This window comes from Streptomyces sp. 3-6, from assembly GCF_056323165.1.
In genome coordinates this window covers 221,934-247,313 of record NZ_JBWHZP010000003.1, presented here as the reverse complement: position 1 = coordinate 247,313, position 25,380 = coordinate 221,934, and the positions used below count along the sequence as shown (strand labels likewise).

Below are 25,380 nucleotides of genomic sequence, written 5' to 3'. Positions count from 1 at the left end.
CATGGCCACCCTGACGCTGGAACGCCTCCGCGCGGAGCACGCCCCCGCCGTGCTGGCCTTCGAGCGCGCCCACCGCGCCCACTTCGCCCGCTCGGTGCCCGACCGGGGCGACGCGTACTTCACCCCGGCCGGTTTCGCCGCCCGGCACACGTCCCTCCTCGCCGAACAGGAGGCGGGCAGCTGCCACTTCCACGTCGTGCTCGACGAGAACGGCACGCTCCTGGCCCGCGTCAACCTCGTCGACGTGGCCGACGGCTCCGCCGAACTCGGGTACCGGGTGGGCGCGGACGCCACCGGCCGGGGCGTCGCGACAGCGGCGGTGGCCGAGGTCTGCCGCCTCGCCGCGCGGTCCTACGGCCTCACCACCCTGACCGCGTCCACCACGCTCGACAACCCGGCGTCCTCGCGCGTCCTCACCCGCAACGGCTTCACCCGCACCGGCGCCACCACCCTCTCCGGCCGCCCCGGCGTGCGCTACGTCCGACGGCTCGCCGCTCCCTGACCCGCCGGGGCCTGACACCCGAGCCGGAGGCGCCGGACACGCACACGGGGCATGGGGTACCGCAATCGGAGACCAGGACGGCAGCCGGCGGGCAGCGCACGGCGGACGGCACCGGACACCGGGCGCGACGCACCCCGGCACCGCCCCCGGCCGCCCCCACGCCCCCCGTACACCCCGCGCACCGTACGAGCCGGGCCCGGCCGGAACTGTTCCGACCGGGCCCGGCTCCTGCTCCCGCACGTCAGCGAGGGCGCCTCACAGCAGGCCGTCCCACATCTGCTCCAGCAGCACCGACCACCAGCTCTCCGGCGACCCCAGCGCCGCCGGGTCCAGCGCGGCCAACTGCGCCTGGAAGTCGACGGTCCAGCGGCCCGCCTGCTCCTGGTTCAGCCCGAACCGCAGCCGCCACATCCGCCCCAGCAGCGCGAGGCAGCGCGCGAACTCCAGCACCCCGGTGTTCACGAACTGCGGCGGCACGGACGACCCGCCCGGGCCCGCCTCCACCGGCACCGCGACGATGTTCGCCGTGCCGTACTGGACACAGAGCGCCTTGCCGAAGTCGCTGCCCAGGACCAGGTACGACCCGGCGTCCGGCGCGGGCTGGACGCCCCGCTCCGCCGCAAGCTCCGCCAGCGTCGGCACCGGACGGCCCGGCTGCGCCTGCGCCCAGAAGAACGGCCCCATGTCCAGCGGCAGTCCGGCCACCACCAGGGTGTGCGCCACCACCGGCGGCACCCCCTGCCGGGACACCGCCGCCTGCTCGAACCGGAACACCCCCGGGCCGAACGCCGCCGCCAGCTCCTGCGCGACCGCCTCCGGCGGCACCGGAGGCACCGGCGGCACCGGCGGAATCGGCGCCCGCACCGGCGCAGGACGCGCCGGGCCGTCCGCCACCTGGTGCAACTCACCCTGGTGCGCCAGCAGTTGCTGCATGCCCTGCTGCCGGCTCGCGTGGTCCGTGCCGTACGGGGCGATGCTGGTGATCCGCGCCTGCGGCCACTGCTCCCGGATCATCCGCGCACAGTACGCGCCCGGCAGCTCGCACGACTCCAGCTCCGTGTGCAGCTCCAGCACCTGATCCGGCGGCACGTTCATGCCCCGCAGCTCGTGGAAGATCTGCCACTCCGGGTGCGGCGTGCCCGGCGCCGAACGCCGGATCAGCTGCTGCTCGGAGCCGTCCTGCGCCCGGTAGCGCAGCACCGCCTGGTAACCCGGGCCGACGGTCGGCAGTCCCGTCGGCTGCGGCGGGTAGCCGTAGGCCGGCGGCGGCCCGGGCACCGGACCCCCCGGCGGCATCTCGTGGACGCCACCCGGCGCACCGGGCACGCCCTGCGGCGGGGTGCCGGGCACCCCCTGCGGCGGGGTGCCGGGCACCCCCGGGGCCGGCGCGGGCGGTGGCGGGGGCGGCACGGGCGCGCCGGGGCCGGCGACCGGGGGCCCGGCCAGCACGGTCTCGGCATGGTGCACGGGCCCGGTACCGCCGGGGGCCCCGGGCGCACCCGGGGGCTGCGGGCCACCGCCCGGCTGCTGCGGCCCCGGACCGGCGAGCATCGTCGCCGCGTGGTGCACCCCGCCCGACGGCGTCCCGGGCGCGTTCGGCGGACCCGGGGGCGGCGGGGCCGGCGGACCGGCCGGCCCGCGGCCCCCCGCCGAACCCTGCGACGCGTCCGGGACCCCGCCCTGCGAGGCGTCCGGGGCCCCGGACCCGTCGAGCCGCAGCGCCGAGCCCAGCTGCGTCGGCACGTACGCGCCGGAATCCCCGGCACCACCCGGCCCACCCGACGAGCCGGACGACGCGCCCGGAGCACCCGGGGGCGGCGGAGGCGGCGGCGGGGTGCCGCCGGGCCGCGCGCCCGGAGTGCCCGGGGCGCCCGGCGGAGGCGGAGTCGTCGGACCCGTGCCCCGGCGCGGCGGCGGGGTGGCCTTGCTGGTCGCGGCGTCGGCGATGTCCCCGGCGTTCGGCGGCAGCGGCCGCTGCGGGGCCGCCGCCCCGCCCTGCGAGCCGTCGAACGGGGCGCCCGCCCGGGTGGGCGGCGGACCGCCCCGCTGCGCGTCCGCGCCCACGGGCCCCGGGGCCCCGGCTTCCGGCACCGCCGGCGCGAGGGCCGTGGGCGGCAACTGGCTGCCGCCGGACATCAGCGCCGTCTGCGCGTCCGCCGTGACCGACGGGCCCGGCGGCGTGTCCTCGCCGGACTCGCTCAGCGACGACGCGAACACGGTGTCGGGCAGCGGGACCGACCGGTCATCACCGGCGTCCGCGGTGGTGTCGGTACCGGCCCACGGCGTCGCCCCGGCGTCCCCGCCCGGCACCGCGTCCCGCGGCTCCCCGGCCCCCCCGGCCGCCGGCCAGGCGGTCCCGCCACCGGACGAGGCACCCGGGGCGGGCGCGGAGGCAGCGGCGGGCGTCGCGGGCCCGGGGGAGGAGGGAGCGGGAGACGTAGAGGAAGGGCCGGGCACGGCATCGGCGACCGGCACCTCCGTCGCCCGGGTCGGCGCGGGTCCCCCGGGTACCTCCGCACCCCGCCCGGCAGTCCCCTGCGTCCCCGGCGTACCCCGCGGCCCCGTATCGCCACCGCCGGTCCCGCCGGCCGCACCGCCACCGGTGTCACCGGCCCCGGCCGCACCGCCACCCGTGTCACCGGCCCCGGCGGCAGCAGCCGTCCTGGAGGACGCGTCCCCGCGACGGTCCGGAATGCCCATCCGGTCCGCCGCCTCCTGCAACCACTCCGGCGGACTCAGCAGGAACGACGTCTGGTTCAGATCCACCCGGGCGGCCGGCGCGGGCGCCGGCTCCGGCTCCTCCTCCGCCCGGCCGTACTCCTCCTCGAACCGGCGGATCACCTCGCCCACCGGCAGCCCCGGCCACAACGTGGCCTCACCGCTGTCCCGGGCGATCACCAGCCGGTGCGCGCCCCCGTCCGAACGCGGACCGTCCGCACGGTCCTCCGCCCACACCACGAACCCCAGGTCGAACTCCCGCACCCGCACCTCACGGTGCTGGTACGCCGGCACATCGCCGTTGACCCACTCCTCCGCGCGCTCCTGCGCCTGCGCGAACGTCACCATCGCTACGACTCACTCCCCGCGGAAGAAACCGGGACGACCTCCGCGAAGCCGCCGTCCACCATCAGGTTCGCCACCGTCTCCAGCTCCGGCGGCGACCCCGCCAGCCGCGACAGGAACACGTCGAAGTCGTCCCCACACGGCAGCAGCAGCCGCTCCACCCGCTCGGCCGGAGGCAACGCCGGGTCCACGTCCCGCACGTCGTCGTACGCGCAGAACCACACCGACCCCACCCGGTCACCGCGCACCTTCACCGCCAGCAGACCGCCCTGCACGAAAGCGACGCACAGATAGTCCTTCGTCAGGTGATCACGCAGACACTTGTTGACGTACACGAGGTCGTTGACCGCCGCCTCGTCCCGCACCGTGAAGAACGGCTGGTCCACCAGCAGCCCCAGCTCCGCGTCGAGCGCCGTACCCACCGGCGCGCAGCCGCCCGCCGCCTTCAGGAACGACCGGTACGCGCCCGGCAGCCGGTACCCCAGGTCCTCCTCGACCCCCAGCACCTGCGCCTCCGTCACCGCCACACCCGACTTCGGCAGCCCGAAATGCGCCGGACGCGTCTCCTGCAACGGACGCGTGCCCCGCTTCGCCTGGTCCACGTGCGACGAGGCCACCCCACCGTGATGCCGCAGCAGCGCCTTCACCTCGACCGGCACCAGCTCCAGCCGGCGCGAGTCCACCACGTGGTGCCACGTCCAGCCGTGCGGCGTCGCCACCGCCGGGACCGTGTCCCACAGCGGGTGACCGCTCGCCGCCAGAGCGGCGTTCGCCGACACGTAGTCCGTCAGCCGCAGCTCGTCGACACCGAAACCCTCCGGCGGCTCCGCGATCCGCGCCGCGGCCCGCGCGTAGGGCGAGAAGTCGGGGTAACCACGCTCGTCCACCCGCACCCCTCTCGGGTGACGGGCCGCCCGCACCGGATCCGGGAAGTGCACGACCTGCCCGGCGTAGGCCGCGTTCGGCGGCGCGGCGTGTCCCCCGGCCTGGCGGCCGGGAGGTGCCCCCAGCCCGAGCCGACCTGTCGTCATGGCGGTTGCCCCCTGCGGCACTCTGTACGACCCGCACGACCACGTGTGGACCACTACGGAACGTATTCGACTCTCACGTCTGTTTCGACTGCTTACCGTCCCGCACCCCTCCGGCGCCCCCACGCAAACGTGCGGCACACCGCGGGAATCGCGGTGCCGACAGCCTAAGCGGTACGACGACACCGGTCACCGGCCCCGGCCCCCGACCCCTCCACTTCCGTGACCAACCGTCACCCTCCGGTGACAGACCGCCCAAACCCGGGCGTGTCGTTCCGCCCCAGCTTCCCGATCAGCCACGCTGTTTGGCACTCTGTGACCACCGGGGGATGCTCGGGAGGGGAAGACGATCGTGAACATGGCGCAAACGGGACGGCACACCGGGCACACCGGCGACCCCCGAACCGGTGACCCCCGCCTCGACTGGAGCGCCGCCGACGCCACCCCCGCCCCCCTCCTCCACCACCGCCGCGACGGCATCCTGCCCACCGTCGCCGCCGCCCTCTCCGTCCGCGGCGCCACCCTCACCGGCACCCCCGCCCGCGCCGACACACCCCCCGCCCTGCACCCCCTGGTCCAGGACTTCCTCGACGCCCTCACCAGCGCCCAACGCGACCGCTTCACCGGCCGGTGCGCGGAAACCCTCCTCATCTCCCGCCACCTCACCGCCGCCGACGCCGCCCGCAGCAAGCGCGCCGCACGCAAGCCCATGACCAACGGCGAGGCCCGCAAAGCCCTCAAACACGCCAAACTCACCACCCGCCGCATCCGCGAGGACGGCGACCCCCTGCACGGCTCCTTCGCCACCCCCTGCCGCGCCTGCACCGCCCTCAGCGCCCACTTCGGCGTCCGCATAGTCGACCCCGGCACCACACGCGACTGACCCGCCGCCGGCCCCGGCCGCACGGCCGGCCGCACCGTCCGCCCCGCGCGAGGCACCCGCACCACCGGGCCCACCGAACCGGCCCCTGTCCCCGTCCCCGACGAACGAACGGCAGATGCACACCGACAGCGCCCCCGTCCCCCGCCCCTCGACCCCGATCGAGCAGGGGACACCCGCAGCCCGCTTCCCCGAGCCCGTCGACGCCGCCCTGCGCACCGCGGGCTGGCAGCCGGGACGCTGGGACATCAAGCAAGCCGAGATCTGGGCCGACTCCCTGCGCGACCACACCTCACCCGCCGGGCACCGCCACCACGTCTTCCCCGCGGCCGTCGAAGCCTGGGCCGAATTCGGCGGGCTCTCCCTCCGCCCCACCGCCCCCGGCCGGCAGGTCGCCCCCGCCGCCCTCCACCTCGACCCGCTCCACGGCCTCCACCTCGCCCGCACCCTCGGCGACCTCGGCCGCGCCCTCGACACCCGCCTCAGCCCCCTCGGCGCCGAGACCGACACCGACGCCCTCCTCGCCATCGACGCCGAAGGCCGCGTCTACGCCCTCGACCACACCGGCGACTGGTACCTCGGCCCCGGCATCGACCACGCCCTCACCGCACTCCTCACCGGCACCCACCCCACCCGCCTCACCACCGGCTGACCGGGCACCCCTCCGCCGACGGGCCGCAGCACCGGCGCCCCACCGCCGGCGGACCGCAGCACCGGCGGACCGCACCACCAGGCGTCGCCGGCGGCCCCGAAGGCGGCGGGGTCCTGCACCGCGCCGAGCCAGGCACCGAAACCTGGGGCCGCAGACCCGGGCCACAGGCCCCACCGCCCAGGGCCGGAGCCCACAGCCGGGGCCGGGAGGCCACACCCCCCAGGGCCGCAAGCTCCACCCGGCAACCAGCCCCCGCCCGAGCACCCCGACCGGACACGGCCTGCACGCCCTCCGGCACCCCCACCCGCCCGGGACCCCCAGCCCGACGGCGCCCCCACCCCCTACAACGCCGGAATCACCGCCGACACCCGGAAACCCCCCGCATCCGTCGGCCCCGACACGAACACCCCGCCCAACGCCGACACCCGCTCCCTCATCCCCACCAGGCCGTTCCCCCCGGACGGCAACCGCGCCGACGACGCCGCCTCCGGAGGCGGCTCGTTCTCCACCTGCATCGCGATCTCCGACACCCGGTGCGCCACCCGCACGTACGTCTTCGCCCCCGCCGCGTGCTTGTGCACGTTCGTCAACGCCTCCTGCACCACCCGGTACGCCGTCGACTCCACCCGCGGCGCGTACGACCGCCTCTCCCCCACCACCGACAGATCGACCACCATCCCCGCCGCGGCCGACTGCTCCACCAGCTCACCGATCTCCGACAACCACGGCCCCTGCCCCTCGGCCGCGTCCTCCCCCGCCTCGGCCGCACGCGACGCCGCCGCGGCCGCCGCCTCCCCCACCGCCGCCAACGGCACCGACTCCCGCTCCGCCACCCGGCCGGACCGCAGGACACCCAGCATCTCCCGCAACTCCGTCAACGCCTGCCGCCCCATGTCCCCCACCAGCGCGGCGTTCTTCACCGCCTTCTCCGGGTCCTTCCGCGCCACCGCCTGCAACGCCGCCGCGTGCACCACCATCAGCGACACCCGGTGCGCCACCACGTCGTGCATCTCCCGCGCGATCCGCGTCCGCTCCTCGTTCCTGGCCCACTCCGCGCGCTCCTCCGCACGCTCCGCCAGCAACTGCAGCTCCCGCTCCAGACTGTCCGCCCGCTCCCGCAGACTCTCCATCAGCCGGCGCCGCGCCCCCACGTACAGCCCGAACAGCACCGGCGGCGCCGTCACCCCCAGCGCCGTCGTGATCGCCGCGAACGGCAGGAACCAGCCGCCCACGCCCAGATCCCCGCGCGCCATGTCCTGCCGCACCGTCACGAACGTCACGATGAGCGTGCCGACCACCGACATCCCCGCCAGCAGCCCGATCACCCGCCGCGGCAGCTCCGACGCCGCCAGCGTGTACAGACCCACCACCGCCAGCACGAACCCCATCTGCGCCGGGGTCACCGCGATCGCCACCAGCACCACGACGATCGGCCACTTCCGCCGCACCACCAGCACCGACCCCGCCAGCAGCCCGAACAGCACCCCCACGGCCACCGGGATCCCGGTCTCCCGCGCGAACGGCACCCCCTCCAGCCCGCACTCCAGCGCGGACACCACCGCGAGCCCCACATCCAACGCCGCACTGCGCCGCCGCGCCCACCACCAGGGCCCACCGCGGGCCGTCACCTGCTCTTCCCCCGTCGCGGTCATGCCTCCAGCCTACGGGCGGCCACCCCGGCTTTTCCGGCGAGTTTCCGCTCTGGTCCACACCACAGAGGGTGACCGTTGGGATGCGGTACGCCCCGAATTCCCTCGAACTGCCGAATCGCTCACCGTTCGATCCCGGAAGGGATCATTCCGGCCGGACGGTAGGGAGGTGACACACGTACACAGCAAATACGCCGACTTCGAGAGCCTGCGGGAACAGGCGGTGGCGCTGCGCCGGGCAGGGCTCAGCCGGCGCCAGATCCGCGACCGCCTCCACGTCGACAACAACGACATCCTCAACCGCCTCCTCCAGGGCGAGCCCGCCCCGGAATGGACCAAACGCCCGAACGCGAAGGACGACCTGCGGGAGAAGGCCCGCGAGCTCCGGCTCCAGAACTGGACCTACGACCGCATCCAGGTGGAGCTCGGCTGCTCCAAGAGCTCGGTCTCGTTGTGGGTGCGCGACCTGCCGAAGCCGGAACGGCGCGAGGCGACCGAGCAGGCCAGGCTGGCGGCGCGGAAGCGCTGGGAGCACGAGCTGGCAGTCCGCGACGAGCAGCGTCGGCAGACGAAGGAGACCGCAGCCGCGGAGATCGGGATCATGTCGGAGCGCGATCTCTTCATCGCCGGCGTCGCTCTGTACTGGGCCGAAGGAGCAAAGGACAAGCCGTACGATCGGCGGGAGAACGTCCTCTTCGTGAACAGTGACCCCGGAGTCATCAAGCTCTACCTGGCCTGGCTGCTCATGCTGGGGGTGGAGCGCGAAAGGATCAGCTATCGCCTCATGATCCACGCGACTGCGGATGTAGAGGGCGCCAAGCGGTACTGGGCCGACCTCGTCGGAGTGGACGTCTCCCGCTTCCAGAAAACAACCATCAAGAAGCACAACCCGAAGACCGTCCGCAAGAATGTGGGCGACACCTATCACGGCTGCCTGGTTGTACGCGTCTCACAAGGAGCCGACCTGTACCGACGCATCGAGGGTTGGTGGGGCGGGATGCTCTCCGGGATCACGGAGCAGCCTGCCTCAGGTAAGGTCTGACGCAGCCATCCGCCATGGGGTAACTGGTAGCCCGCGAGCCTTTGAAGCTCTGTAGTGCTGGTTCGAATCCAGCTGGCGGAGCTGCTCGGTTCGGGCCCTGACCTCTCGGTCGGGGCCCGCACTCATTCCCCCCACGAACCCCCCGCTATCCTGCGGAGGTCCACCCCCACCCACCACAGCCGAAGGGCATCCCGTGAGCGCCATTCGCCCGGCAGCCGTCGTCGTTCTCGCAGCGGGTGAGGGCACCCGCATGAAGTCGGCCACTCCGAAGGTCCTGCACGACATCTGTGGCCGTTCCCTGGTGGGCCACGTCCTCGCCGCCGCCGGTGAGCTGGAGCCGGAGAACCTGGTCGTCGTCGTGGGGCACGCCCGGGAGCAGGTGACCGCGCACCTGGCCGGGATCGCTCCGGACGTCCGGAGCGCCGTGCAGGCGGAGCAGAACGGCACCGGGCACGCGGTGCGGATGGGGCTGGAGGAACTGGGCGGGGCCGTCGACGGGACGGTGATCGTGGTGTGCGGGGACACGCCGCTGCTGACGGGTGCGACGTTGCGGGAGCTGGCGGCGACGCACGCGGCGGACGGGAACGCGGTGACGGTGCTGACCGCGGAGGTGCCGGACGCGACCGGGTACGGCCGGATCATGCGGGACGAGGCGTCGGGCGCGGTGACGGCGATCGTGGAGCACAAGGACGCGTCGGAGGCGCAGCGGTCGGTCCGGGAGATCAATTCGGGTGTGTTCGCGTTCGACGGGCGTCTGCTGGCGGAGGCGTTGGGGCAGGTGCGGACGGACAATTCCCAGGGTGAGGAGTATCTGACGGATGTCCTGGGGATTCTGCGGTCGGCGGGTCATCGGGTGGGGGCGTCGGTGGCGGGTGATCACCGGGAGATCGCGGGGATCAACAACCGGGTGCAGTTGGCCGAGGCGCGGCGGATCCTGAACGACCGGTTGTTGACGGCGGCGATGCTGTCGGGGGTGACGGTGGTGGATCCGGCGTCGACGTGGGTGGATGTGTCGGTGACGTTCGAGCGGGACGTGGTGGTGCATCCGGGGACGCAGTTGCACGGGTCGACGCATTTGGCGGAGGGCTGCGAGGTGGGCCCGAACACCCGTTTGACGGATACGCGGGTGGGTGCGGGTGCTCGGGTGGACAACACCGTGTCGGTGGAGGCGGAGGTGGGCCCCGAGGCGTCGGTGGGGCCGTTCGCGTATTTGCGGCCGGGGACGCGGCTGGGCCGTGGGGGCAAGATCGGCACTTATGTGGAGACGAAGAACGCGTCGATCGGTGAGGGGACGAAGGTTCCGCACCTGTCGTATGTGGGGGATGCGACGATCGGTGAGTTCTCGAACATCGGTGCGGCGAGTGTGTTCGTGAATTATGACGGGGAGCACAAGCACCACACGACGGTGGGGTCGCACTGCAAGACGGGTTCGGACAACATGTTTGTGGCGCCTGTCACGGTCGGGGACGGGGCGTACACGGCTGCGGGCTCGGTGATCACGAAGGACGTGCCGCCCGGTTCGCTGGCCGTGGCCCGTGGTCAGCAGCGGAATATCGAGGGTTGGGTGGCGCGCAAGCGTCCGGGGAGTGCTGCGGCGAAGGCCGCTCAGGCGGCTGCCCGGGAGGCGTCCGGGGAGGGCTGACCGGACGGGCGGGGCTGGAAACAGGCGTACCGTGATAAGTGCACATCCGCACCCCACCTGCTGTGATGGCCTCGTTCGCGGGCGCCGGCGGCCGGTGGTGACCGAGCTGCGACACCTCTGAGGAGAAAGTGCTGTGACCGGGATCAAGACGACCGGCGAGAAGAAGTTGATGTTCTTCTCCGGCCGCGCCCACCCCGAGCTTGCCGAGGAGGTCGCCCAGGAGTTGGGTGTCGGGGTCGTCCCGACGAAGGCCTTCGATTTCGCGAATGGCGAGATCTATGTGCGGTATCAGGAGTCGGCGCGGGGTGCCGACTGTTTCCTGATCCAGAGCCACACGGCGCCGATCAACAAGTGGATCATGGAGCAGTTGATCATGATCGACGCGTTGAAGCGTGCGTCGGCCCGGTCGATCACGGTGATCGTGCCGTTCTACGGGTATGCGCGGCAGGACAAGAAGCACCGGGGGCGTGAGCCGATCTCGGCGCGTCTGATCGCCGATCTGATGAAGACGGCGGGGGCGACGCGGGTGCTGACGGTGGATCTGCACACGGATCAGATCCAGGGCTTCTTCGACGGTCCGGTGGATCACCTGTTCGCGTTGCCGCTGCTGGCGGACTACGTGGGCGCGAAGGTGGACCGGGAGAAGCTGACGGTGGTGTCGCCGGACGCGGGCCGGGTGCGGGTGGCGGACCGGTGGTGCGACCGGCTGGGCGCGCCGCTGGCGATCGTGCACAAGCGCCGGGACAAGGACGTGGCGAATCAGGTCACGGTGCACGAGGTGGTCGGTGAGGTGCGCGGCCGGGTGTGTGTGCTGGTGGACGACATGATCGACACGGGTGGCACGATCTGTGCGGCGGCGGACGCGTTGTTCGCGCACGGTGCGGAGGATGTCATCGTGACGGCGACGCACGGTGTGCTGTCGGGTCCGGCGGCGGACCGGCTGAAGAACTCGCGGGTGAGTGAGTTCGTGTTCACGGACACGTTGCCGACGCCGGCGGAGCTGAGCAAGGACCTGGACAAGCTGACGGTGCTGTCGATCGCGCCGACGATCGCGAGCGCGGTGCGTGAGGTGTTCCGGGACGGCTCGGTGACCAGCCTCTTCGACGAGCAGTAAGGGTTCTGCACCGGAGCCCGCACGGGGTGCGCACCGGGGTCCGGCCGGGGTTCCGGCCGGACCCCGGTGATCGTTTTGAGTACGGCCTCCCCCTCCGAGTAGACTGCGGCAGTTGCTCGGCGAGGGAGGCCGTGCCGCTTCGTGAGGAGCCGGCGCGGCGGTCCGTTATCGACGCGCTCTTCGTAGCAGGCCGTTCGTGGCCGGGTGACCACGTCCGTTTTCTGACTTCGAGGAGTGATGAGCATGGCAGACGTCGTTCTGCACGCCGAGACCCGCAACGAGTTCGGCAAGGGCGCCGCGCGCCGCATCCGCCGCCAGGACAAGGTCCCCGGTGTGGTGTACGAGCACGGCCTGGAGCCGCTGCACGTGTCCCTGCCGGGCCACGAGCTGCTGATGGCGCTGCGTACCCCGAACGTCCTGATCGAGCTGGTCGTGGACGGCAAGGGCAGCCAGCTGGCGATCCCGAAGGCCGTGCAGCGTGACCCGCTGAAGGGCTTCCTGGAGCACGTGGACCTGCTGATGGTGAAGCGCGGCGAGCGTGTCACCGTGGAGATCCCGGTGGTTCCCGAGGGCGAGCTGGCCCCGGGCGGCAACCTGCTGGAGCACGTGCTGTCGTCGGTGTCGGTCGAGATCGAGGCGACCAACATCCCCGACACCCTGACGGTGTCGGTGCAGGGTCTGGACGCCGGTGCGGCGATCCTCGCCAAGGACCTGGACCTGCCCAAGGGCTCCGTGCTGGTCACCGAGGAGGACGCCACGGTCCTGCAGGTGCTGGCGCCGCAGGCCGAGGAGCTCCCGGGCGACGAGGACGAGGACGCCGAGGTCTGATCGTCCCGGTAGCCGCTTCACGTTCGGCCGCTGCTCCCGTGCGGGGCGGCGGCCGTCGTGTGCGGTGGGCGGGGACGGTGGGACCCGGAGTGAGGAGACTGGGACGTGACGACCGATGCGGCGGCTCCCTGGCTGGTGGTGGGGCTGGGCAATCCGGGCCCCGAGTACGCGATGAACCGGCACAACGTGGGGTTCATGGTGGCGGATCTGCTGGCCGGGCGGACGGGCGGCCGGTTCAAGCGGGCCGGCAAGGCGCAGGCGCAGGTGGTGGAGGGCCGGATCGGGCCGCCGGGGCCGGGGAGCCGGCGGGTGGTGCTGGTGAAGCCGATGTCGTACATGAACCTGTCGGGCGGTCCGGTGAACGCCCTGCGGGAGTTCTACAAGGTGCCGCCGGAGCGGGTGGTGGCGGTCCATGACGAGCTGGACATCGACTACGGGGTGCTGCGGCTGAAGCTGGGCGGCGGGGACAACGGCCACAACGGGCTGAAGTCGATGACGAAGGCGTTCGGGCGGGAGTACCACCGGGTGCGGTTCGGGATCGGCCGGCCGCCGGGGCGGATGCCGGTGGCGGACTACGTGCTGCGGGACTTCTCGTCGGCGGAGCGCAAGGAGCTGGACTACTTCGTGGACCGTGCGGCGGACGCGGTGGAGTGTCTGGTGCTGGAGGGTCTGGAGCGGGCGCAGAGTTCCTACAACTCCTGACGGGCCGCTCGGCTCTCCCCGGGCCGCTCCGCTCCCGCCGGGCCGTGCGGCTCTCCCCGGGTCGTGCGGCTCTCCCCGGGTCGTGCGGCTCTCCCCGGGCCGCTCGGCTCTCCCCGGGTCGTGCGGCTGCTGACGGGCCGCTCCGGCCGGGGCCGGGTCGCTCCGGCGCCTGACGCGTTCTGCGACCGGCGACGAGGTGGGGACTTCTCCCCTCTTGTCCCCCACCCGAGTTGACGCCCCGTACAACAATGGCCAAGGATCCGGCCATGCATTCTGCGGTCGGGTCCCGGCGGAGTACCTCCGTGCTGCGGCTGTGCCGGTTGGCGGCGATGGGCACGGTCACCGTGCTGATCCTGGTCGCGGGGGTGTGGGCGTCGTGGGGGACGGCGCAGCACGTGATGCTGACGAAGGGGCGCGAGCGCGGCACGGTCGAGGTGACGGAGTGCGGCGACGGGTCCTGTGCGGGGCCGTACGCGCCGCTGTCGCCGGGGTCGCAGCCGCGGCCGGAGGTCGTGCTGGAGGACTCGGTGGCCGTGCGGGAGAACGCCACGTACACGGTGGTGCTGAAGCCGGGCGGCGCCGAGGCGGTGCGCTCGGGGCCGGCGGGGGTGCTGTTCGCGTGGATGCCGCTGGCGGGTGCGCTGCTGCTGGCGTCGGTGGTGGTGGCGGGCGGTCTGGGCGCGACGCGGACGGCGTGGGTGATGGCGCTGACGGGTGCGGGGCTGCTGACGACGGCGTTCCTGCTGGTGTGATGGGCCCCGACGGCCGAGCGCACCGCCTCCTCCCACCTCCCCCGCCTCCCCCTGGCGCCGTGCGAACCCCGGATCGGGCACCCGTTCCCGCCCGCTGCCCCCTCGCACGAGCGATGCCCTCGCCCCACCGGCACCCGCTCATACGACCCGTGCCCCCTCACACGACCGGTGCCCCCGGCCCCCGCGGGGGCCGGGGGCACCGGCGTGTGGTGTTCCGGGCCGGGTCCGTCCGGTCAGCCCGTGTTGCGCAGGCCGGCGGCGACGCCGTTGACGGTGAGCAGCAGGGCGCGGGAGAGCAGCGGGTCGACCTCCTGGCCGGCTTCGGCCGCTTCGCGGTGCCGCTTGAGGAGGGCGACCTGGAGGTAGGAGATCGGGTCGAGGTAGGCGTCGCGGATGGCGAAGGTCTGCTTCAGGACGGGGTCGGCGTCCAGCAGTTCCTGTTCTCCGGTGACGCGGAGCACCTCGGTGACGGTCAGTTCGTGCTCGGCCCGGATGGTGTCGAAGATGTGCTTGAGCTCGTCGGGGACGAGGGTGTCGACGTAGTGGCGGGCGATCCGCAGGTCGGTCTTGGCGAGGGTCATCTCGACGTTGGAGATGAAGTTGCGGAAGAAGTGCCACTGCTCGTGCATCTCGTCGAGCACGGTGTCGAGGCCGGCTTCGCGCAGGGCCTTCAGGCCGGAGCCGACGCCGAACCAGCCGGGGACGATCTGGCGGGACTGGGTCCAGCCGAACACCCAGGGGATGGCGCGCAGTCCGTCGAGTGAGACGCCAGTGCCGGGGCGGCGGGAGGGCCGGGAGCCGAGGTGGAGGTCGGCGAGCTGGTCGACGGGGGTGGAGGCGAGGAAGTAGGCCGGCAGGCCGGGGTCCTCGACGAGCTTGCGGTAGGCGGTGTGGGCGGCGTCGGAGACGACGTCCATGGCGGCGTCCCAGCGGGCGAGGGCCTCGTCGGACTGGCGGGGCGCGGTGTGCAGGGCGGACGCCTGGAGGGTGGCGGCCACGGAGAGTTCGAGGTTCTCCCGGGCGAGGGCGGGGATGAGGTACTTGTCGGAGATGACCTCGCCCTGTTCGGTGACCTTGATCTCGCCTTCGAGGGTGCCCCAGGGCTGGGCGAGGATGGCGTCGTGGGTGGGGCCGCCGCCGCGGCCCACGGTGCCGCCGCGGCCGTGGAAGAGGCGCAGGCGGACGCCGTAGCGGTGGGCGACGTCGCGCAGGCGGCGCTGGGCGCGGTGGATCTCCCACTGGCTGGTGGTGATGCCGCCGAACTTGGAGGAGTCGGAGTAGCCGAGCATGACCTCCTGGACGTCGTCGCGCAGGGCGACGAGGCGTCGGTAGGAGGGGTCGGCGAGCATGTCCTCCAGGATGGTGTCGGCGGCCCTGAGTTCGTCGGTGGTCTCCAGGAGGGGGACGATGCCGATCTTCGCCCAGCCGGCGTGGAGGTCGATGAGTCCGGCCTCGCGGGCGAGGACGGCGGCGGCGAAGACGTCGTCGGCGCCCTGGCACATGGAGATGATGTAGGACTCGATGACCTCGGGTCCGAAGACCTCCAGGGCGCGCTTGACGGTCTGGAAGACGCCGAGGGTCTTCTCGCCGGCGGCGTCGACGGGGGCCGGGGTGGGGGCGAGGGGCCGGCGGGAGCGGAGTTCCTTGGCGAGCAGCTTGGTGCGGTAGTCGCGGGGCATGTCGGCGTAGCGCCAGGACTCCTCGCCGAGCCGGTCGAACAGCTGGCCGAGGGCGTGGTGGTGGGCGTCGGCGTGTTCGCGGACGTCCATGGTGGCGAGGTGGAGGCCGAAGGCGGCGAGGGTGCGGATGGTGCGGGCGAGGCGGCCGTCGGCGAAGAGTCCGCCGCGGTGTTCGCGCAGGGACGTCTGGATGATCCGCAGGTCGGCGAGGAGGCCCTCGGTGCCGAGGTAGTCGCGGCCGGGTTCGTGGGGGGTGCCCTGGGCGAGGCGGAGCTTGGTGTTCTCCAGCTTCTGGCGGATGCAGGTGGCCTTGAGCCGGTAGGGCTCCTCGGCGTTGAGGCGCTTGTAGCGGGGGCTGATGCCGGGGAGGTGGTCGAGGTCGGCCTGCAGGGAGGTGAGGAGTTCCTCGGTGGCTCCGGTGTAGCGGATGGAGTTGGAGAGGAAGCCGCGGAGTTCGTCGATCATCTCCAGGGCGTCGTTGATGCCGTGTTCGTGCTGGAGGATGAGGACGTCCCAGGTCACCTCGGGGGTGACGTTGGGGTTGCCGTCGCGGTCGCCGCCGATCCAGGTGCCGAAGGTGAGGGGGCGGGTGTCGTCGGGCAGGACGACGCCGGCGCGTTCGAGTTCGGCGGTGAGGTCCTCCAGGACCTCGCCGACGGCTCCGGCGTGGAGTTCGTCGAGGTAGTAGATGGCGTTGCGGGCCTCGTCGGCGGGTTCGGGGCGGACGACGCGCAGTTCGTCGGTCTGCCAGACGAGGTCGATGTTCTCGGCGAGGCGGGTGTCGAGGCGGCGCCGGTCGGAGGCGAGGACGGGGGTGTCGAGGAGGGCCGCGATGCGGCGCAGCTTGTTGAGGACGGAGCGGCGGGCGGCCTCGGTGGGGTGGGCGGTGAAGACGGGCCGGATGTTGAGGTGCCGGACCGTGGCGCGCAGGTGTTCGGGGTCGGCGTCCTTGAGGCGGTCGGCGGTGCGGGCCAGCAGGCCGCCCTCGGCGGCGCGGCGGGCGCGCAGTTCGCGGCCGCGGTGCACCTGCTCGGTGACGTTGGCGAGGTGGAAGTAGGTGGAGAAGGCGCGGACCAGTTTGGCGGCCGTTTCCAGCTCGGTGCCGCGCAGGAGTGCGGCGGCGGCCTCGCCGTCCTCGCGGGTGAGGCGGCGGACCTTCTCGACGAGGTCGAGGAGTTCGGGGCCCTCCTGCCGGACGAGGGTCTCTCCGAGGAGGTCACCCAGTCGGCGGATGTCGGCACGCAGCTCGCTGCTCGTCGTGGCCTGGTCGTCGGCACTGCTCACAGGTGCGGCTCCTTGCAGTGTGTGAAGCTCAGCTGGAAGGGCCCGGACGTCGTCCCGTGCGGGGCTGCCGCTCGGGAGGCGGGCATCCGGGAACAGGTTCAGAGCGGACCGCGCTGTCCGACCGGTCTCCAGGATAGGTGTCGGGTCGGACGCGCTGGGCCACGGGCTCTTGCCGCGGGGCGGCACACTGCCATACTTACGTCGGCGTAGGTTACGGGACCGTAGGAAGTTCGCGGTGCCGGTCACCGGGCGCCACCCTCCATCCACACACCCCCCAGGGGACAGGTATGACCTCACGCTCCGATGTGATCGAAGAAGCTTCGAAGAAACCGCGCACGGCCGATGACGCGCCCTCCGCCACGCTGGGCGGGGAGCGCAAGCGTTCCATCGAGCAGATCACGCTGCTGCTCTTCATCACGGTTCCGTTCCTGGCGCTGCTGGCGGCGGTGCCGCTGGCCTGGGGCTGGGGGGTGAGCTGGCTGGACCTCGGTCTGCTGGTGTTCTTCTACTTCCTCGGGTGCCACGGCATCACCATCGGTTTCCACCGGCACTTCACGCACGGCTCGTTCAAGGCGAAGCGCCCGCTGAAGATCGTGCTGGCGATCGCCGGGTCGATGGCGGTGGAGGGGCCGCTGGTGCGGTGGGTGGCCGACCACCGCAAGCACCACAAGTTCTCCGACGCCGAGGGGGACCCGCACTCGCCGTGGAAGTACGGCGAGACGGTGCCGGCCCTGCTGAAGGGCCTGTGGTGGGCGCACATCGGCTGGATGTTCGACGAGGAGCAGACGCCGCAGGAGAAGTACGCGCCCGACCTGATCAAGGACCCGGCGCTGCGGGCGATCTCGCGGCAGTTCATCCTGTGGACGGCGGTGTCGCTGGCGCTGCCGGCGCTGATCGGCGGTCTGGTGACGATGTCGTGGTGGGGGGCGTTCACCGGGTTCTTCTGGGGGTCGCTCGTCCGGGTGGCGTTGCTGCACCACGTGACGTGGTCGATCAACTCGATCTGTCACGCGGTCGGCAAGCGGCCGTTCAGGTCGCGGGACCGTTCGGGCAACGTGTGGTGGCTGGCGGTGCTGTCGTGCGGTGAGTCCTGGCACAACCTGCACCACGCGGACCCGACGTCGGCACGGCACGGGGTGGAGCGGGGTCAGCTGGACTCCTCGGCCCGGCTGATCCGCTGGTTCGAGCTGGCGGGCTGGGCGTACGACGTGCGGTGGCCGTCACGCTCGCGTATCGATTCGCGCCGCACCAGTGCGGAAGGCGGCTCCCGGCGCGGGAAGGAGCCCGCCGAGGCGGCATGATGGTCGCTGTGGCCACCGACTCGAGCACTCCCAGCAATGACAAGCCGCGGCGGACGCGTCGCACCCGGATGACCGGTGCCGAGCGCCGCCAGCAGCTGCTGGAGATCGGCCGCACGCTGTTCGCGACGAAGGGCTTCGAGGGCACGTCGGTGGAGGAGATCGCGGCGAAGGCCGGGGTCTCCAAGCCGGTGGTGTACGAGCACTTCGGCGGCAAGGAGGGCCTGTACGCGGTGGTCGTGGACCGCGAGATGCGGCGCCTGCTGGACATGGTGACCGGTTCGCTGACGGCGGGGCATCCGCGGGAGCTGTGCGAGCAGGCGGCGTTCGCGCTGCTGGACTACATCGAGGAGTACACGGACGGGTTCCGCATCCTGGTGCGGGACTCCCCGATCCCGCAGTCCACGGGGTCGTTCGCCTCGCTGATCTCGGACATCGCCACCCAGGTGGAGGACATCCTGGGCCGCGAGTTCAAGAGCCGCGGGTTCGATCCGAAGCTGGCGCCGCTGTACGCGCAGGCGCTGGTGGGGATGGTGGCGCTGACGGGCCAGTGGTGGCTGGACGTGCGCCGGCCGAAGAAGGCGGAGGTGGCCGCGCACCTGGTGAACCTGGCGTGGCACGGGCTGGACGGCCTGGAGCCGAAGCCGCGGCTGATAGGTCACCGCAAGAGCTGAGGGGCGCCGGCGGTCGGCCGGCGCCTTCCAGGAATTCCAGCCTGTTGCCGACCGGCTCCTCGGAGGAGAAGCGGCGGTGGCCCGGGAGGCCGTCGTCCCAGGTGACCGTCGCGCCGTGGGCGGCCGGCCGGGCCGCGTAGGCGTGGATGGCCGTCACCCGCAGACCGGGGTGGGCCTTCCGCGCGGGCCGGAAGTCCTCCTCGATGCCCAGGTGGAGGCGGACGGCCCCCGCCTCGAACCAGCAGCCGCCGCGTGCCGCCGGGCCGGGCGGCTTCGGCGTCTCGGTCATCTCCAGGACGCCGGTGGAGAAGGCGCGCAGCAGGTTTTCGGAGCCGGGCGGGGCGGCGGGCTGCACGGGGTCGACGGCGGTGAGCATCTCGTCAGACCTCCTTCACGGCGACCGCGAAGATCCGGCGGAAGGGGAACGGGGTGCCGTGGGGGCCGGCCGGGTAGGCGGTCCGCAGGGCCGCCGCGTACTCGGCGACGAAGGCGTCGCGGGCCTGCGGGTCGTCGTCGAGGGCGGTGAGCACGGGCCGCAGGCCGGTGCCCTCGACCCAGTCGAGGACGGGGTCCTCGCCCCGGAGCAGGTGCAGGTACGTCGTCTCCCACACGTCGGCGGTGCAGCCGAGGCCGGTCAGGCGTTCCAGGTAGGCCTCGGGGCGGAGCACTGCGTCGTCGTGGCGCAGGACGCCGGACAGGCGGTCGTGCCACCGCGGGGATGCGGCGAGGGCGCGCATGAGGGCGTGGCTGGGGGCGTCGAAGTTGCCGGGCACCTGGAAGGCGAAGGTGCCGCCGGGGGTGAGGCCGTCGATCCAGTCGCCGAACCGGTCGGCGTGGCCGGGGACCCATTGCAGGGCGGCGTTGCTGACGATGAGGTCGCAGGGTTCCGCGGGGGTCCAGGCCCGGGCGTCGGCGTGGGCGAAGTCGAGGCGGCCGCCGCCCGGGGTGGGGCCGGCGTGGTCGGCACGGGCGCGGGCGAGCATCTCGGGCGAGGTGTCGTAGCCGGTGATGCGGGCGGCGGGCCGGCGGTCGGCGAGGAGTGCGGTGACGTTGCCGGGGCCGCAGCCGAGGTCGGCGATGCGGGGCGGGTCGGACGGGAGGTCCGGGACGCGGGCGAGGAGGTCGGTGAAGGGGCGGCTGCGGTGGCCGGCGTGGCGCAGGTACGGGTCGGGGTCCCAGGCGGGGGTCGTCGGGGTCACGGTGCCTCCCGGTGGCCGGTGGTCGGGTTCCCACCGTCCCCCACCCTACCTTTCGGCGTCAAGAAACTTGATATCAAGAGACTTCACGTCGACAGAACCACTACACTGATCGTCATGGAGGACGAGGTCGATCGGCTGGTCGCAGCGTGGCGCCGGGAGCGCCCGGACCTCGACGTGGAACCGCTCGAAGTGCTCAGCCGGGTGAGCAGGCTCGCCCGGCACCTGGACCGTGCCCGGCGGCTGGCGTTCGCCGAGCACGGCCTGGAGCCCTGGGAGTTCGACGTGCTGACCGCGCTGCGCCGCGCGGGGACCCCCTACCAGCTCTCCCCCGGGCAGCTCCTCACCCAGACCCTCGTCACCTCGGGCACCATGACCAACCGCATCGACCGGCTGGCCAAGAAGAGCCTGGTGGAGCGTCTGCCGGATCCGAGCGACCGGCGGGGTGTGCTGGTCCGGCTCACCGACGTGGGCCGTGACCGCGCCGATCAGGCCCTGGCGGGACTGCTGGCCCAGGAGCGTGCCATCCTCGCGGAGCTGTCCACCGCCCAGCGCGCCGAACTGGCGGCCCTGCTGCGGCAGCTGACCGCCCCGTTCGACAACATCCCCGGCTGACGGCGGCCCGTCGCGCGACCGGGGGTGCCCCGTCAGGCGCTGCTGCTCTCCTCCGGGACGCGGGCCGGCGGGCCCAGGTCGGCCGGGCCGACGCCCGCGCGGCGGGCCAGGGCGACGGCGGCGAGGGTGGAGTGGACGCCCAGTTTGCCGAGGACGTTCTGCATGTGGGTGCGCACGGTGTGCGGGGACAGGTACAGGCGCTCGGCGACCGCCTTGCGCCCCAGGCCGGCGACCATGCACCGCAGGACCTCCCGCTCGCGCGGGGTGAGGGACTCCACCAGCCGTTCGCTCTCGGTGCGGTGCTTGCGGGCCGCGGTCAGCTCGCGCAGCACGCCGGTGAGCAGCGCGGGCGGCAGGTGCGTCTCGTCGCGCAGCACGCCCCGCACCACGGTGAGCAGTCTGCTCAGCGAGCAGTCCTTGGCCACCCAGCCGGAGGCCCCGGCCTGGAGGGCGAGGGCGGCCCGGCGCGGGTCGTCCCTGTCGGCGAGGACGACGGTGCGGACCTGCGGGTGGGCCGCGCGCACGCCGCCGACCAGCGCGATGCCGTCCACGAGGCCGTCCTCGTCGCCGTCCTGCACGGGCACGGCGGGACGGCCGCCCGGTGCTCGGCCGCCCAGGTCGGCGTCGACGAGCAGCACGTCGAACCGGCGGCCCTCGGCGGCGGCGCGTTCCAGACAGCGCAGGGCGGCGGGACCGCTGCCCGCGGCGGACACGTCGACGTCGGGTTCCGCCGCCAGGGCCGCGGCGAGCGACTCGGCGAAGATGCGGTGGTCGTCGACGACCAGGACTCGGATGCGAACCACGAAACCCCCTTCCCCTGCCTCTCCGTAGAGCAGGGGATTACCCCGGCATCGGGAGACGACACCACCGGCACACGACGGGAAGCCCTCGCTTCCGTCGCGCGGGGACGCCGGACGGACCGCCGCGGGACCCGCCCGGCCGCTGCCGCGCGGTGACCGCACTGCCGCCCGGGCGTCCTGCCCGGCTGTCCCGCTCTCCGACCGGCACCGGCCCCCACCGGCGCTGTGCTTCAGAGTACGGGCGGGCGCCGGGAGCGGAAGGAGATTTGCAGAACTGGCGCTCCCGCGCGTTTATGGTGAGCCCCATGTTTCGTCTGGAGACAGAAGTCGACAAGGCACGACGTGATCTGCTCCGCAGACGGCTCAGGGACACCAACACGGCGGCCTCCCCGGTGCTGCGCGCGCTGCGCGGGACCCCCGGCGAACGCGCGTCGGCTTTGCACGTGTGGGTGATCGACTCCGACGACGCGCTGGCCGGCGGTCTGGTCGGCCACACCTGGGCGACGTGGCTGCACGTGACGTACCTCTGGGTCGACGCCCGGCACCGCGGGGCGGGCATCGGGTCCCGGATCCTGGCCGAGGCGGAACGCCTCGCGGTCACCGAACGGGGGGCCCGGCACGCGCGGGTGGAGACCTGGGACTTCCAGGCGCCGGACTTCTACCGCCGGCGCGGCTACGAGGTGGTGTGCGCGATCCCCGACTACCCGCCGGGAATCACCGAGTACACGCTGACCAAGCCCCTGCGCTGAGCGGGGGTCACCGCAGGCGGCGGGCCCCCTCGGAGGGGACCGCCTCGAAGGTGCGCGGCGCGGTGAAGCGGGCCGCGGCGAAGGCCTCCTCGACCGCCTTGGTGACGGCGGGGACGGTGTCCTCGTCGGTGAGGACGATGGCCGAGCCGCCGAAGCCGCCGCCGGTCATCCGGGCGCCGAGGGCGCCGGCGGACAGGGCGGTCTCGACGGTCAGGTCGAGTTCCGGGCTGGAGACGCGGAAGTCGTCGCGCAGCGAGGCGTGCCCCTCCACCAGGACGGGCCCGATGGCCCGGGTGTCGCCCGCCCGGAGCAGTTCCACCACGCGCCGCACCCGCTCGTTCTCCGTCACGACGTGGCGGACCAGCCGGCGCACCTCCTCCTCGTCGCCGAGGCGGGCGAGCGCCGCGTCCAGCTCGGCGTGCGGGATGTCGCGCAGCGCGTCGACGCCCAGCAGGGCGGCGCCCCGCTCGCAGCCCTCGCGGCGCCGGCCGTACTCGCCCTGGCTGTGGCTGTGCTCGACGCGGGTGTCGACGACGAGCAGGCGCATGCCCTCGGCGGCCAGGTCGAAGGGGATCTGCCGCCGGGTCAGGTCGCGGGTGTCGAGGAACAGCGCGTGGCCGGCCTCGCAGCAGGCGGACGCGGTCTGGTCCATGATGCCGACGGGGGCGCCGACGTAGGCGTTCTCCGCGCGCCGGCACAGCAGGGCGAGTTCGCCGCCGTCCAGGCCGAGGCCGTACAGGTCGTTCAGGGCGAGGGCGACGGACACCTCCAGGGCCGCCGAGGAGGACAGTCCGGCGCCCGGGGGGACCGTGGAGGACAGGTGGACGTCGGCGCCGGTGACCGGGTGGCCGGCCTCGCGCAGCGCCCAGACCACGCCGGCCGGGTAGGCGGTCCAGGCGCGGTCGGTGCCGGGGGCGAGGTCGTCGACGGCGATCTCGGTGACGGGTGCGCCGATGTCGGCCGAGTGCAGGCGCAGCAGGCCGTCGGTGCGGGGGGAGACGGCCGCCGTGGTGCGGTGGGGCAGGGCGAACGGCATGACGAAGCCGTCGTTGTAGTCGGTGTGCTCGCCGATCAGGTTGACCCGGCCGGGCGCCGCCCAGACGCCGTCCGGCTCGGCTCCGTACAGCTCGGTGAAGCGCTGCGTGACCTGCTCTGTCGCCATCACTGCTCCCTCGTCAGGTGCTGTGCGAACTCCCACGCGTCCCGGACGATCGCGGCGAGGTCGGTGCGGGTGGGGGTCCAGCCCAGCCGGGCGCGGGCGGTGTCGGCGGAGGCGACGAGGACCGCGGGGTCGCCGGGCCGGCGGGGGGCGACGACCTCGGGGACGGGGTGGCCGGTGACGCGGCGGACGGTCTCGACGACCTCGCGGACGGAGAAGCCGTTGCCGTTGCCGAGGTTGCACACCAGGTGCTCGCCGGGGACGGCGGCGTCCAGGGCGAGCAGGTGGGCCTCGGCGAGGTCGGCGACGTGGATGTAGTCGCGGACGCAGGTGCCGTCGGGGGTGGGGTAGTCGTCGCCGTAGACGGAGACGGCCTCGCGGCGGCCCTGGGCGACCTGGAGGACGAGGGGGATCAGGTGGGTCTCCGGCTGGTGCCGCTCGCCGTACGCGCCGTGGGCGCCGGCGACGTTGAAGTAGCGCAGCGAGACGGCGCCCAGGCCGTGGGCGGCGGCCTCGCCGGCGATCATGTGGTCGACGGCCAGCTTGGAGGCGCCGTAGGGGTTGGTGGGGCGGGTGGGCGCGGACTCGGTGAGGGGGAGCCGGTCGGGTTCGCCGTAGGTGGCCGCGGTGGAGGAGAACACCAGCCGCCGCACGCCCGCCTCGCGCATCGCGCCGAGCAGGGCCAGGGTGCCGCCGACGTTGTTGTCCCAGTACTTCTCGGGGCGGGTGACCGACTCGCCGACCTGGGAGAAGGCGGCGAAGTGCAGGACGGCGTCGTAGGAGGGGTCCAGCCACTTGGCGGCGTCGCGGATGTCGCCCTCGATGAAGGCCGCCCCCGCGGGGACCCCGGCGCGGAAGCCGGTGGAGAGGTCGTCGAGCACGACGACCTCGTGACCGGCCGTCAGCAGGTGGTCGGCGACGACGCTGCCGACGTATCCGGCGCCCCCGGTGACCAGGTACTTGCCGCTCATGAACTCGCTACCTCCCGCAGTCGCTGGGCCGCCCGTTCCGGCGGCACGTCGTTGATGAACACGTTCATGCCGGATTCGGAACCCGCGAGGAACTTCAGCTTGCCGGAGGTGCGGCGGACGGTGAAAAGCTCGAGGTGCAGGGCGAAGTCGTCGCGGGTGAGCCCGTCGGACTCCACCGGTCCGCGGAACGGCGCCTGGTGCCAGGCCGCGATGTACGGGGTGGGCGGTTCCGCCTCGCCAAAGATGCGGTCGAAGCGCCCCAGCAGTTCCAGGTAGAGGCGGGGGAATTCGGCGCGGGCGGCCTCGTCCAGGGCGAGCAGGTCGGGCACCCGGCGCTTGGGGTAGAGGTGCACCTCGTAGGGCCAGTGCGCGGCGTACGGCACGAAGGCGGCCCAGTGTTCACCCTCCAGGGCGACCCGCTCGCCGGCGAGTTCGCGGCGGAGCACCACGTCGAAGAGGTTCTCCCCGCCGGACGCCCGTTTGTGTGCGGCCACCTGGCGGAGCATCAGGGCGGTGCGGGGGGTGGTGAAGGGGTAGGCGTAGATCTGCCCGTGCGGGTGCTGGAGCGTGACCCCGATCTCGGCGCCCCGGTTCTCGAAGCAGAAGACCTGTTCGACGGAGGGCAGGTGCGACAGCTCGGCGGTCCGGTCGGTCCAGGCGTCCAGGACGAGCCGGGCCTGCCGCTCGCTCAGGTCGGCGAAGGAGGCGTCGTGGTCGGAGGTGAAGCAGACGACCTCGCAGCGCCCCGAGTCGCCGGCCAGGGACGGGAAGCGGTTCTCGAAGACGACCACGTCGTAGGAGCTGTCGGGGATCTCGCTGAGCCGGTCCCCGCGGGAGGGGCACAGGGGGCACTGGTCGGCGGGCGGGTGGTAGGTGCGGGCCTGGCGGTGGGAGGCGATGGCGACCCGGTCGCCGAGCAGGGGGTCGTGGCGGATCTCGGAGGTGGTGACGGTGGGGGCGAGGGGGCGGCGGTCGGGCGCGTCGCGCACGGTGGCGTCGCTGAGGTCGTAGTAGATGAGCTCACGACCGTCGGCCAGTCGGGTCGAGGTCTTCTTCACGCCGGACGCTCCATTCGGGCCGCTCGGATCAGGACGCCAGTCT

At 73.1% G+C, this 25,380-nt stretch carries 22 protein-coding genes, 1 tRNA gene and 1 pseudogene; 14 read left to right on the top strand and 10 right to left on the bottom strand.

Annotated features, from left to right (window positions below):
• Position 1 precedes the first annotated feature (1 nt).
• Complete coding sequence (locus AC02VZ_RS07175; RefSeq protein ID WP_476474864.1) at positions 2 to 502, top strand: GNAT family N-acetyltransferase; 501 nt, start codon at positions 2 to 4, stop codon at positions 500 to 502.
• A gap of 255 nt (positions 503 to 757) precedes the next feature.
• Here AC02VZ_RS07175 and AC02VZ_RS07170 read toward each other — a convergent pair whose 3' ends face one another.
• Positions 758 to 3,568, bottom strand: coding sequence for an SUKH-4 family immunity protein (locus tag AC02VZ_RS07170; protein WP_476474863.1), 2,811 nt, complete (start codon positions 3,566 to 3,568; stop codon positions 758 to 760).
• Between the two features lie 2 nt (positions 3,569 to 3,570).
• Positions 3,571 to 4,596 carry an SMI1/KNR4 family protein gene (locus tag AC02VZ_RS07165; protein WP_476474862.1) on the bottom strand — a complete coding sequence of 342 codons (1,026 nt, stop codon included), beginning with the start codon at positions 4,594 to 4,596 and terminating at the stop codon, positions 3,571 to 3,573.
• A gap of 349 nt (positions 4,597 to 4,945) precedes the next feature.
• Between AC02VZ_RS07165 and AC02VZ_RS07160 the strand changes: the two genes are divergently transcribed.
• Both AC02VZ_RS07160 and AC02VZ_RS07155 read left to right on the top strand, forming a co-directional pair.
• Positions 4,946 to 5,476, top strand: a complete 531-nt coding sequence (locus AC02VZ_RS07160) for a YwqJ-related putative deaminase (protein ID WP_432057472.1) — start codon at positions 4,946 to 4,948, stop codon at positions 5,474 to 5,476.
• 115 nt (positions 5,477 to 5,591) lie between these two features.
• Complete coding sequence (locus AC02VZ_RS07155; protein WP_432057471.1) at positions 5,592 to 6,125, top strand: SUKH-3 domain-containing protein; 534 nt, start codon at positions 5,592 to 5,594, stop codon at positions 6,123 to 6,125.
• A 341-nt stretch (positions 6,126 to 6,466) separates the two neighbouring features.
• Here AC02VZ_RS07155 and AC02VZ_RS07150 read toward each other — a convergent pair whose 3' ends face one another.
• Positions 6,467 to 7,777, bottom strand: coding sequence for a sensor histidine kinase (locus AC02VZ_RS07150; RefSeq protein WP_476474861.1), 1,311 nt, complete (start codon positions 7,775 to 7,777; stop codon positions 6,467 to 6,469).
• 166 nt (positions 7,778 to 7,943) lie between these two features.
• Here AC02VZ_RS07150 and AC02VZ_RS07145 point away from each other — a divergent pair, with 166 nt between their 5' ends.
• The 7 genes from AC02VZ_RS07145 (at position 7,944) to AC02VZ_RS07115 (ending at position 13,854) form a co-directional block, all read left to right on the top strand.
• Complete coding sequence (locus AC02VZ_RS07145) at positions 7,944 to 8,816, top strand: hypothetical protein (protein WP_476474860.1); 873 nt, start codon at positions 7,944 to 7,946, stop codon at positions 8,814 to 8,816.
• An 8-nt stretch (positions 8,817 to 8,824) separates the two neighbouring features.
• A tRNA-Gln gene (locus AC02VZ_RS07140) sits at positions 8,825 to 8,897 on the top strand.
• Positions 8,898 to 9,009: 112 nt separating this feature from the next.
• Positions 9,010 to 10,458 carry a bifunctional UDP-N-acetylglucosamine diphosphorylase/glucosamine-1-phosphate N-acetyltransferase GlmU gene (gene glmU, locus AC02VZ_RS07135; RefSeq protein ID WP_476474859.1) on the top strand — a complete coding sequence of 483 codons (1,449 nt, stop codon included), beginning with the start codon at positions 9,010 to 9,012 and terminating at the stop codon, positions 10,456 to 10,458.
• Between the two features lie 133 nt (positions 10,459 to 10,591).
• Positions 10,592 to 11,572 carry a ribose-phosphate diphosphokinase gene (locus AC02VZ_RS07130; protein ID WP_432057467.1) on the top strand — a complete coding sequence of 327 codons (981 nt, stop codon included), beginning with the start codon at positions 10,592 to 10,594 and terminating at the stop codon, positions 11,570 to 11,572.
• 243 nt (positions 11,573 to 11,815) lie between these two features.
• Positions 11,816 to 12,400: a 50S ribosomal protein L25/general stress protein Ctc gene (locus tag AC02VZ_RS07125; protein ID WP_432057466.1), complete on the top strand. Its 585-nt coding sequence runs from the start codon at positions 11,816 to 11,818 to the stop codon at positions 12,398 to 12,400.
• Positions 12,401 to 12,505: 105 nt separating this feature from the next.
• On the top strand, positions 12,506 to 13,102 hold the full coding sequence (gene pth / locus AC02VZ_RS07120) for an aminoacyl-tRNA hydrolase (protein WP_432057465.1): 597 nt from the start codon (positions 12,506 to 12,508) through the stop codon (positions 13,100 to 13,102).
• Between the two features lie 266 nt (positions 13,103 to 13,368).
• Positions 13,369 to 13,854, top strand: coding sequence for a hypothetical protein (locus AC02VZ_RS07115; RefSeq protein WP_432057464.1), 486 nt, complete (start codon positions 13,369 to 13,371; stop codon positions 13,852 to 13,854).
• 233 nt (positions 13,855 to 14,087) lie between these two features.
• On the opposite strand, the gene ppc is transcribed toward AC02VZ_RS07115, so the two are convergent.
• Positions 14,088 to 16,817 carry a phosphoenolpyruvate carboxylase gene (gene ppc / locus AC02VZ_RS07110; protein WP_432057463.1) on the bottom strand — a complete coding sequence of 910 codons (2,730 nt, stop codon included), beginning with the start codon at positions 16,815 to 16,817 and terminating at the stop codon, positions 14,088 to 14,090.
• Between the two features lie 287 nt (positions 16,818 to 17,104).
• Here ppc and AC02VZ_RS07105 point away from each other — a divergent pair, with 287 nt between their 5' ends.
• Complete coding sequence (locus tag AC02VZ_RS07105; protein ID WP_476474858.1) at positions 17,105 to 18,118, top strand: acyl-CoA desaturase; 1,014 nt, start codon at positions 17,105 to 17,107, stop codon at positions 18,116 to 18,118.
• Entirely contained in the window at positions 18,115 to 18,789 is a 675-nt protein-coding gene (locus AC02VZ_RS07100; RefSeq protein WP_476474857.1) for a TetR/AcrR family transcriptional regulator, read from the top strand. Before AC02VZ_RS07105 ends, AC02VZ_RS07100 begins: the two co-directional genes overlap by 4 nt.
• 16 nt (positions 18,790 to 18,805) lie before the next feature.
• Here AC02VZ_RS07100 and AC02VZ_RS07095 read toward each other — a convergent pair.
• Together AC02VZ_RS07095 and AC02VZ_RS07090 are read right to left on the bottom strand one after the other, a co-directional pair.
• Positions 18,806 to 19,165: pseudogene (locus AC02VZ_RS07095) on the bottom strand (VOC family protein); the annotation flags it as partial.
• A 4-nt stretch (positions 19,166 to 19,169) separates the two neighbouring features.
• Positions 19,170 to 19,988 carry a trans-aconitate 2-methyltransferase gene (locus AC02VZ_RS07090; protein ID WP_476474856.1) on the bottom strand — a complete coding sequence of 273 codons (819 nt, stop codon included), beginning with the start codon at positions 19,986 to 19,988 and terminating at the stop codon, positions 19,170 to 19,172.
• 114 nt (positions 19,989 to 20,102) lie between these two features.
• On the opposite strand from AC02VZ_RS07090, the gene tamR reads away from it, so the two are divergent.
• The gene (tamR, locus tag AC02VZ_RS07085; protein WP_432057459.1) at positions 20,103 to 20,600 is read left to right on the top strand and encodes a MarR family transcriptional regulator TamR; all 498 of its coding nucleotides are present in this window, start codon (positions 20,103 to 20,105) and stop codon (positions 20,598 to 20,600) included.
• Between the two features lie 32 nt (positions 20,601 to 20,632).
• Here the strand turns inward: tamR and AC02VZ_RS07080 are convergent, their stop codons facing one another.
• Positions 20,633 to 21,403, bottom strand: coding sequence for a LuxR C-terminal-related transcriptional regulator (locus AC02VZ_RS07080; RefSeq protein WP_432057458.1), 771 nt, complete (start codon positions 21,401 to 21,403; stop codon positions 20,633 to 20,635).
• 290 nt (positions 21,404 to 21,693) lie between these two features.
• Between AC02VZ_RS07080 and AC02VZ_RS07075 the strand changes: the two genes are divergently transcribed.
• Positions 21,694 to 22,149 (top strand): GNAT family N-acetyltransferase, encoded by a 456-nt coding sequence (locus tag AC02VZ_RS07075; protein WP_362100818.1) that lies wholly within the window; start codon positions 21,694 to 21,696, stop codon positions 22,147 to 22,149.
• 7 nt (positions 22,150 to 22,156) lie between these two features.
• Here AC02VZ_RS07075 and galK read toward each other — a convergent pair whose 3' ends face one another.
• Genes galK through galT form a run of 3 tightly spaced genes read right to left on the bottom strand, consistent with a single transcriptional unit; the run spans position 22,157 to position 25,337 of the window.
• On the bottom strand, positions 22,157 to 23,311 hold the full coding sequence (gene galK, locus AC02VZ_RS07070; protein WP_476474855.1) for a galactokinase: 1,155 nt from the start codon (positions 23,309 to 23,311) through the stop codon (positions 22,157 to 22,159).
• Complete coding sequence (gene galE, locus AC02VZ_RS07065; protein WP_432057455.1) at positions 23,311 to 24,279, bottom strand: UDP-glucose 4-epimerase GalE; 969 nt, start codon at positions 24,277 to 24,279, stop codon at positions 23,311 to 23,313. The genes galK and galE overlap by 1 nt, the downstream gene beginning before the upstream one ends.
• Positions 24,276 to 25,337: a galactose-1-phosphate uridylyltransferase gene (gene galT / locus AC02VZ_RS07060; protein ID WP_476474854.1), complete on the bottom strand. Its 1,062-nt coding sequence runs from the start codon at positions 25,335 to 25,337 to the stop codon at positions 24,276 to 24,278. The genes galE and galT overlap by 4 nt, the downstream gene beginning before the upstream one ends.
• Between the last annotated feature and the right edge of the window lie 43 nt (positions 25,338 to 25,380).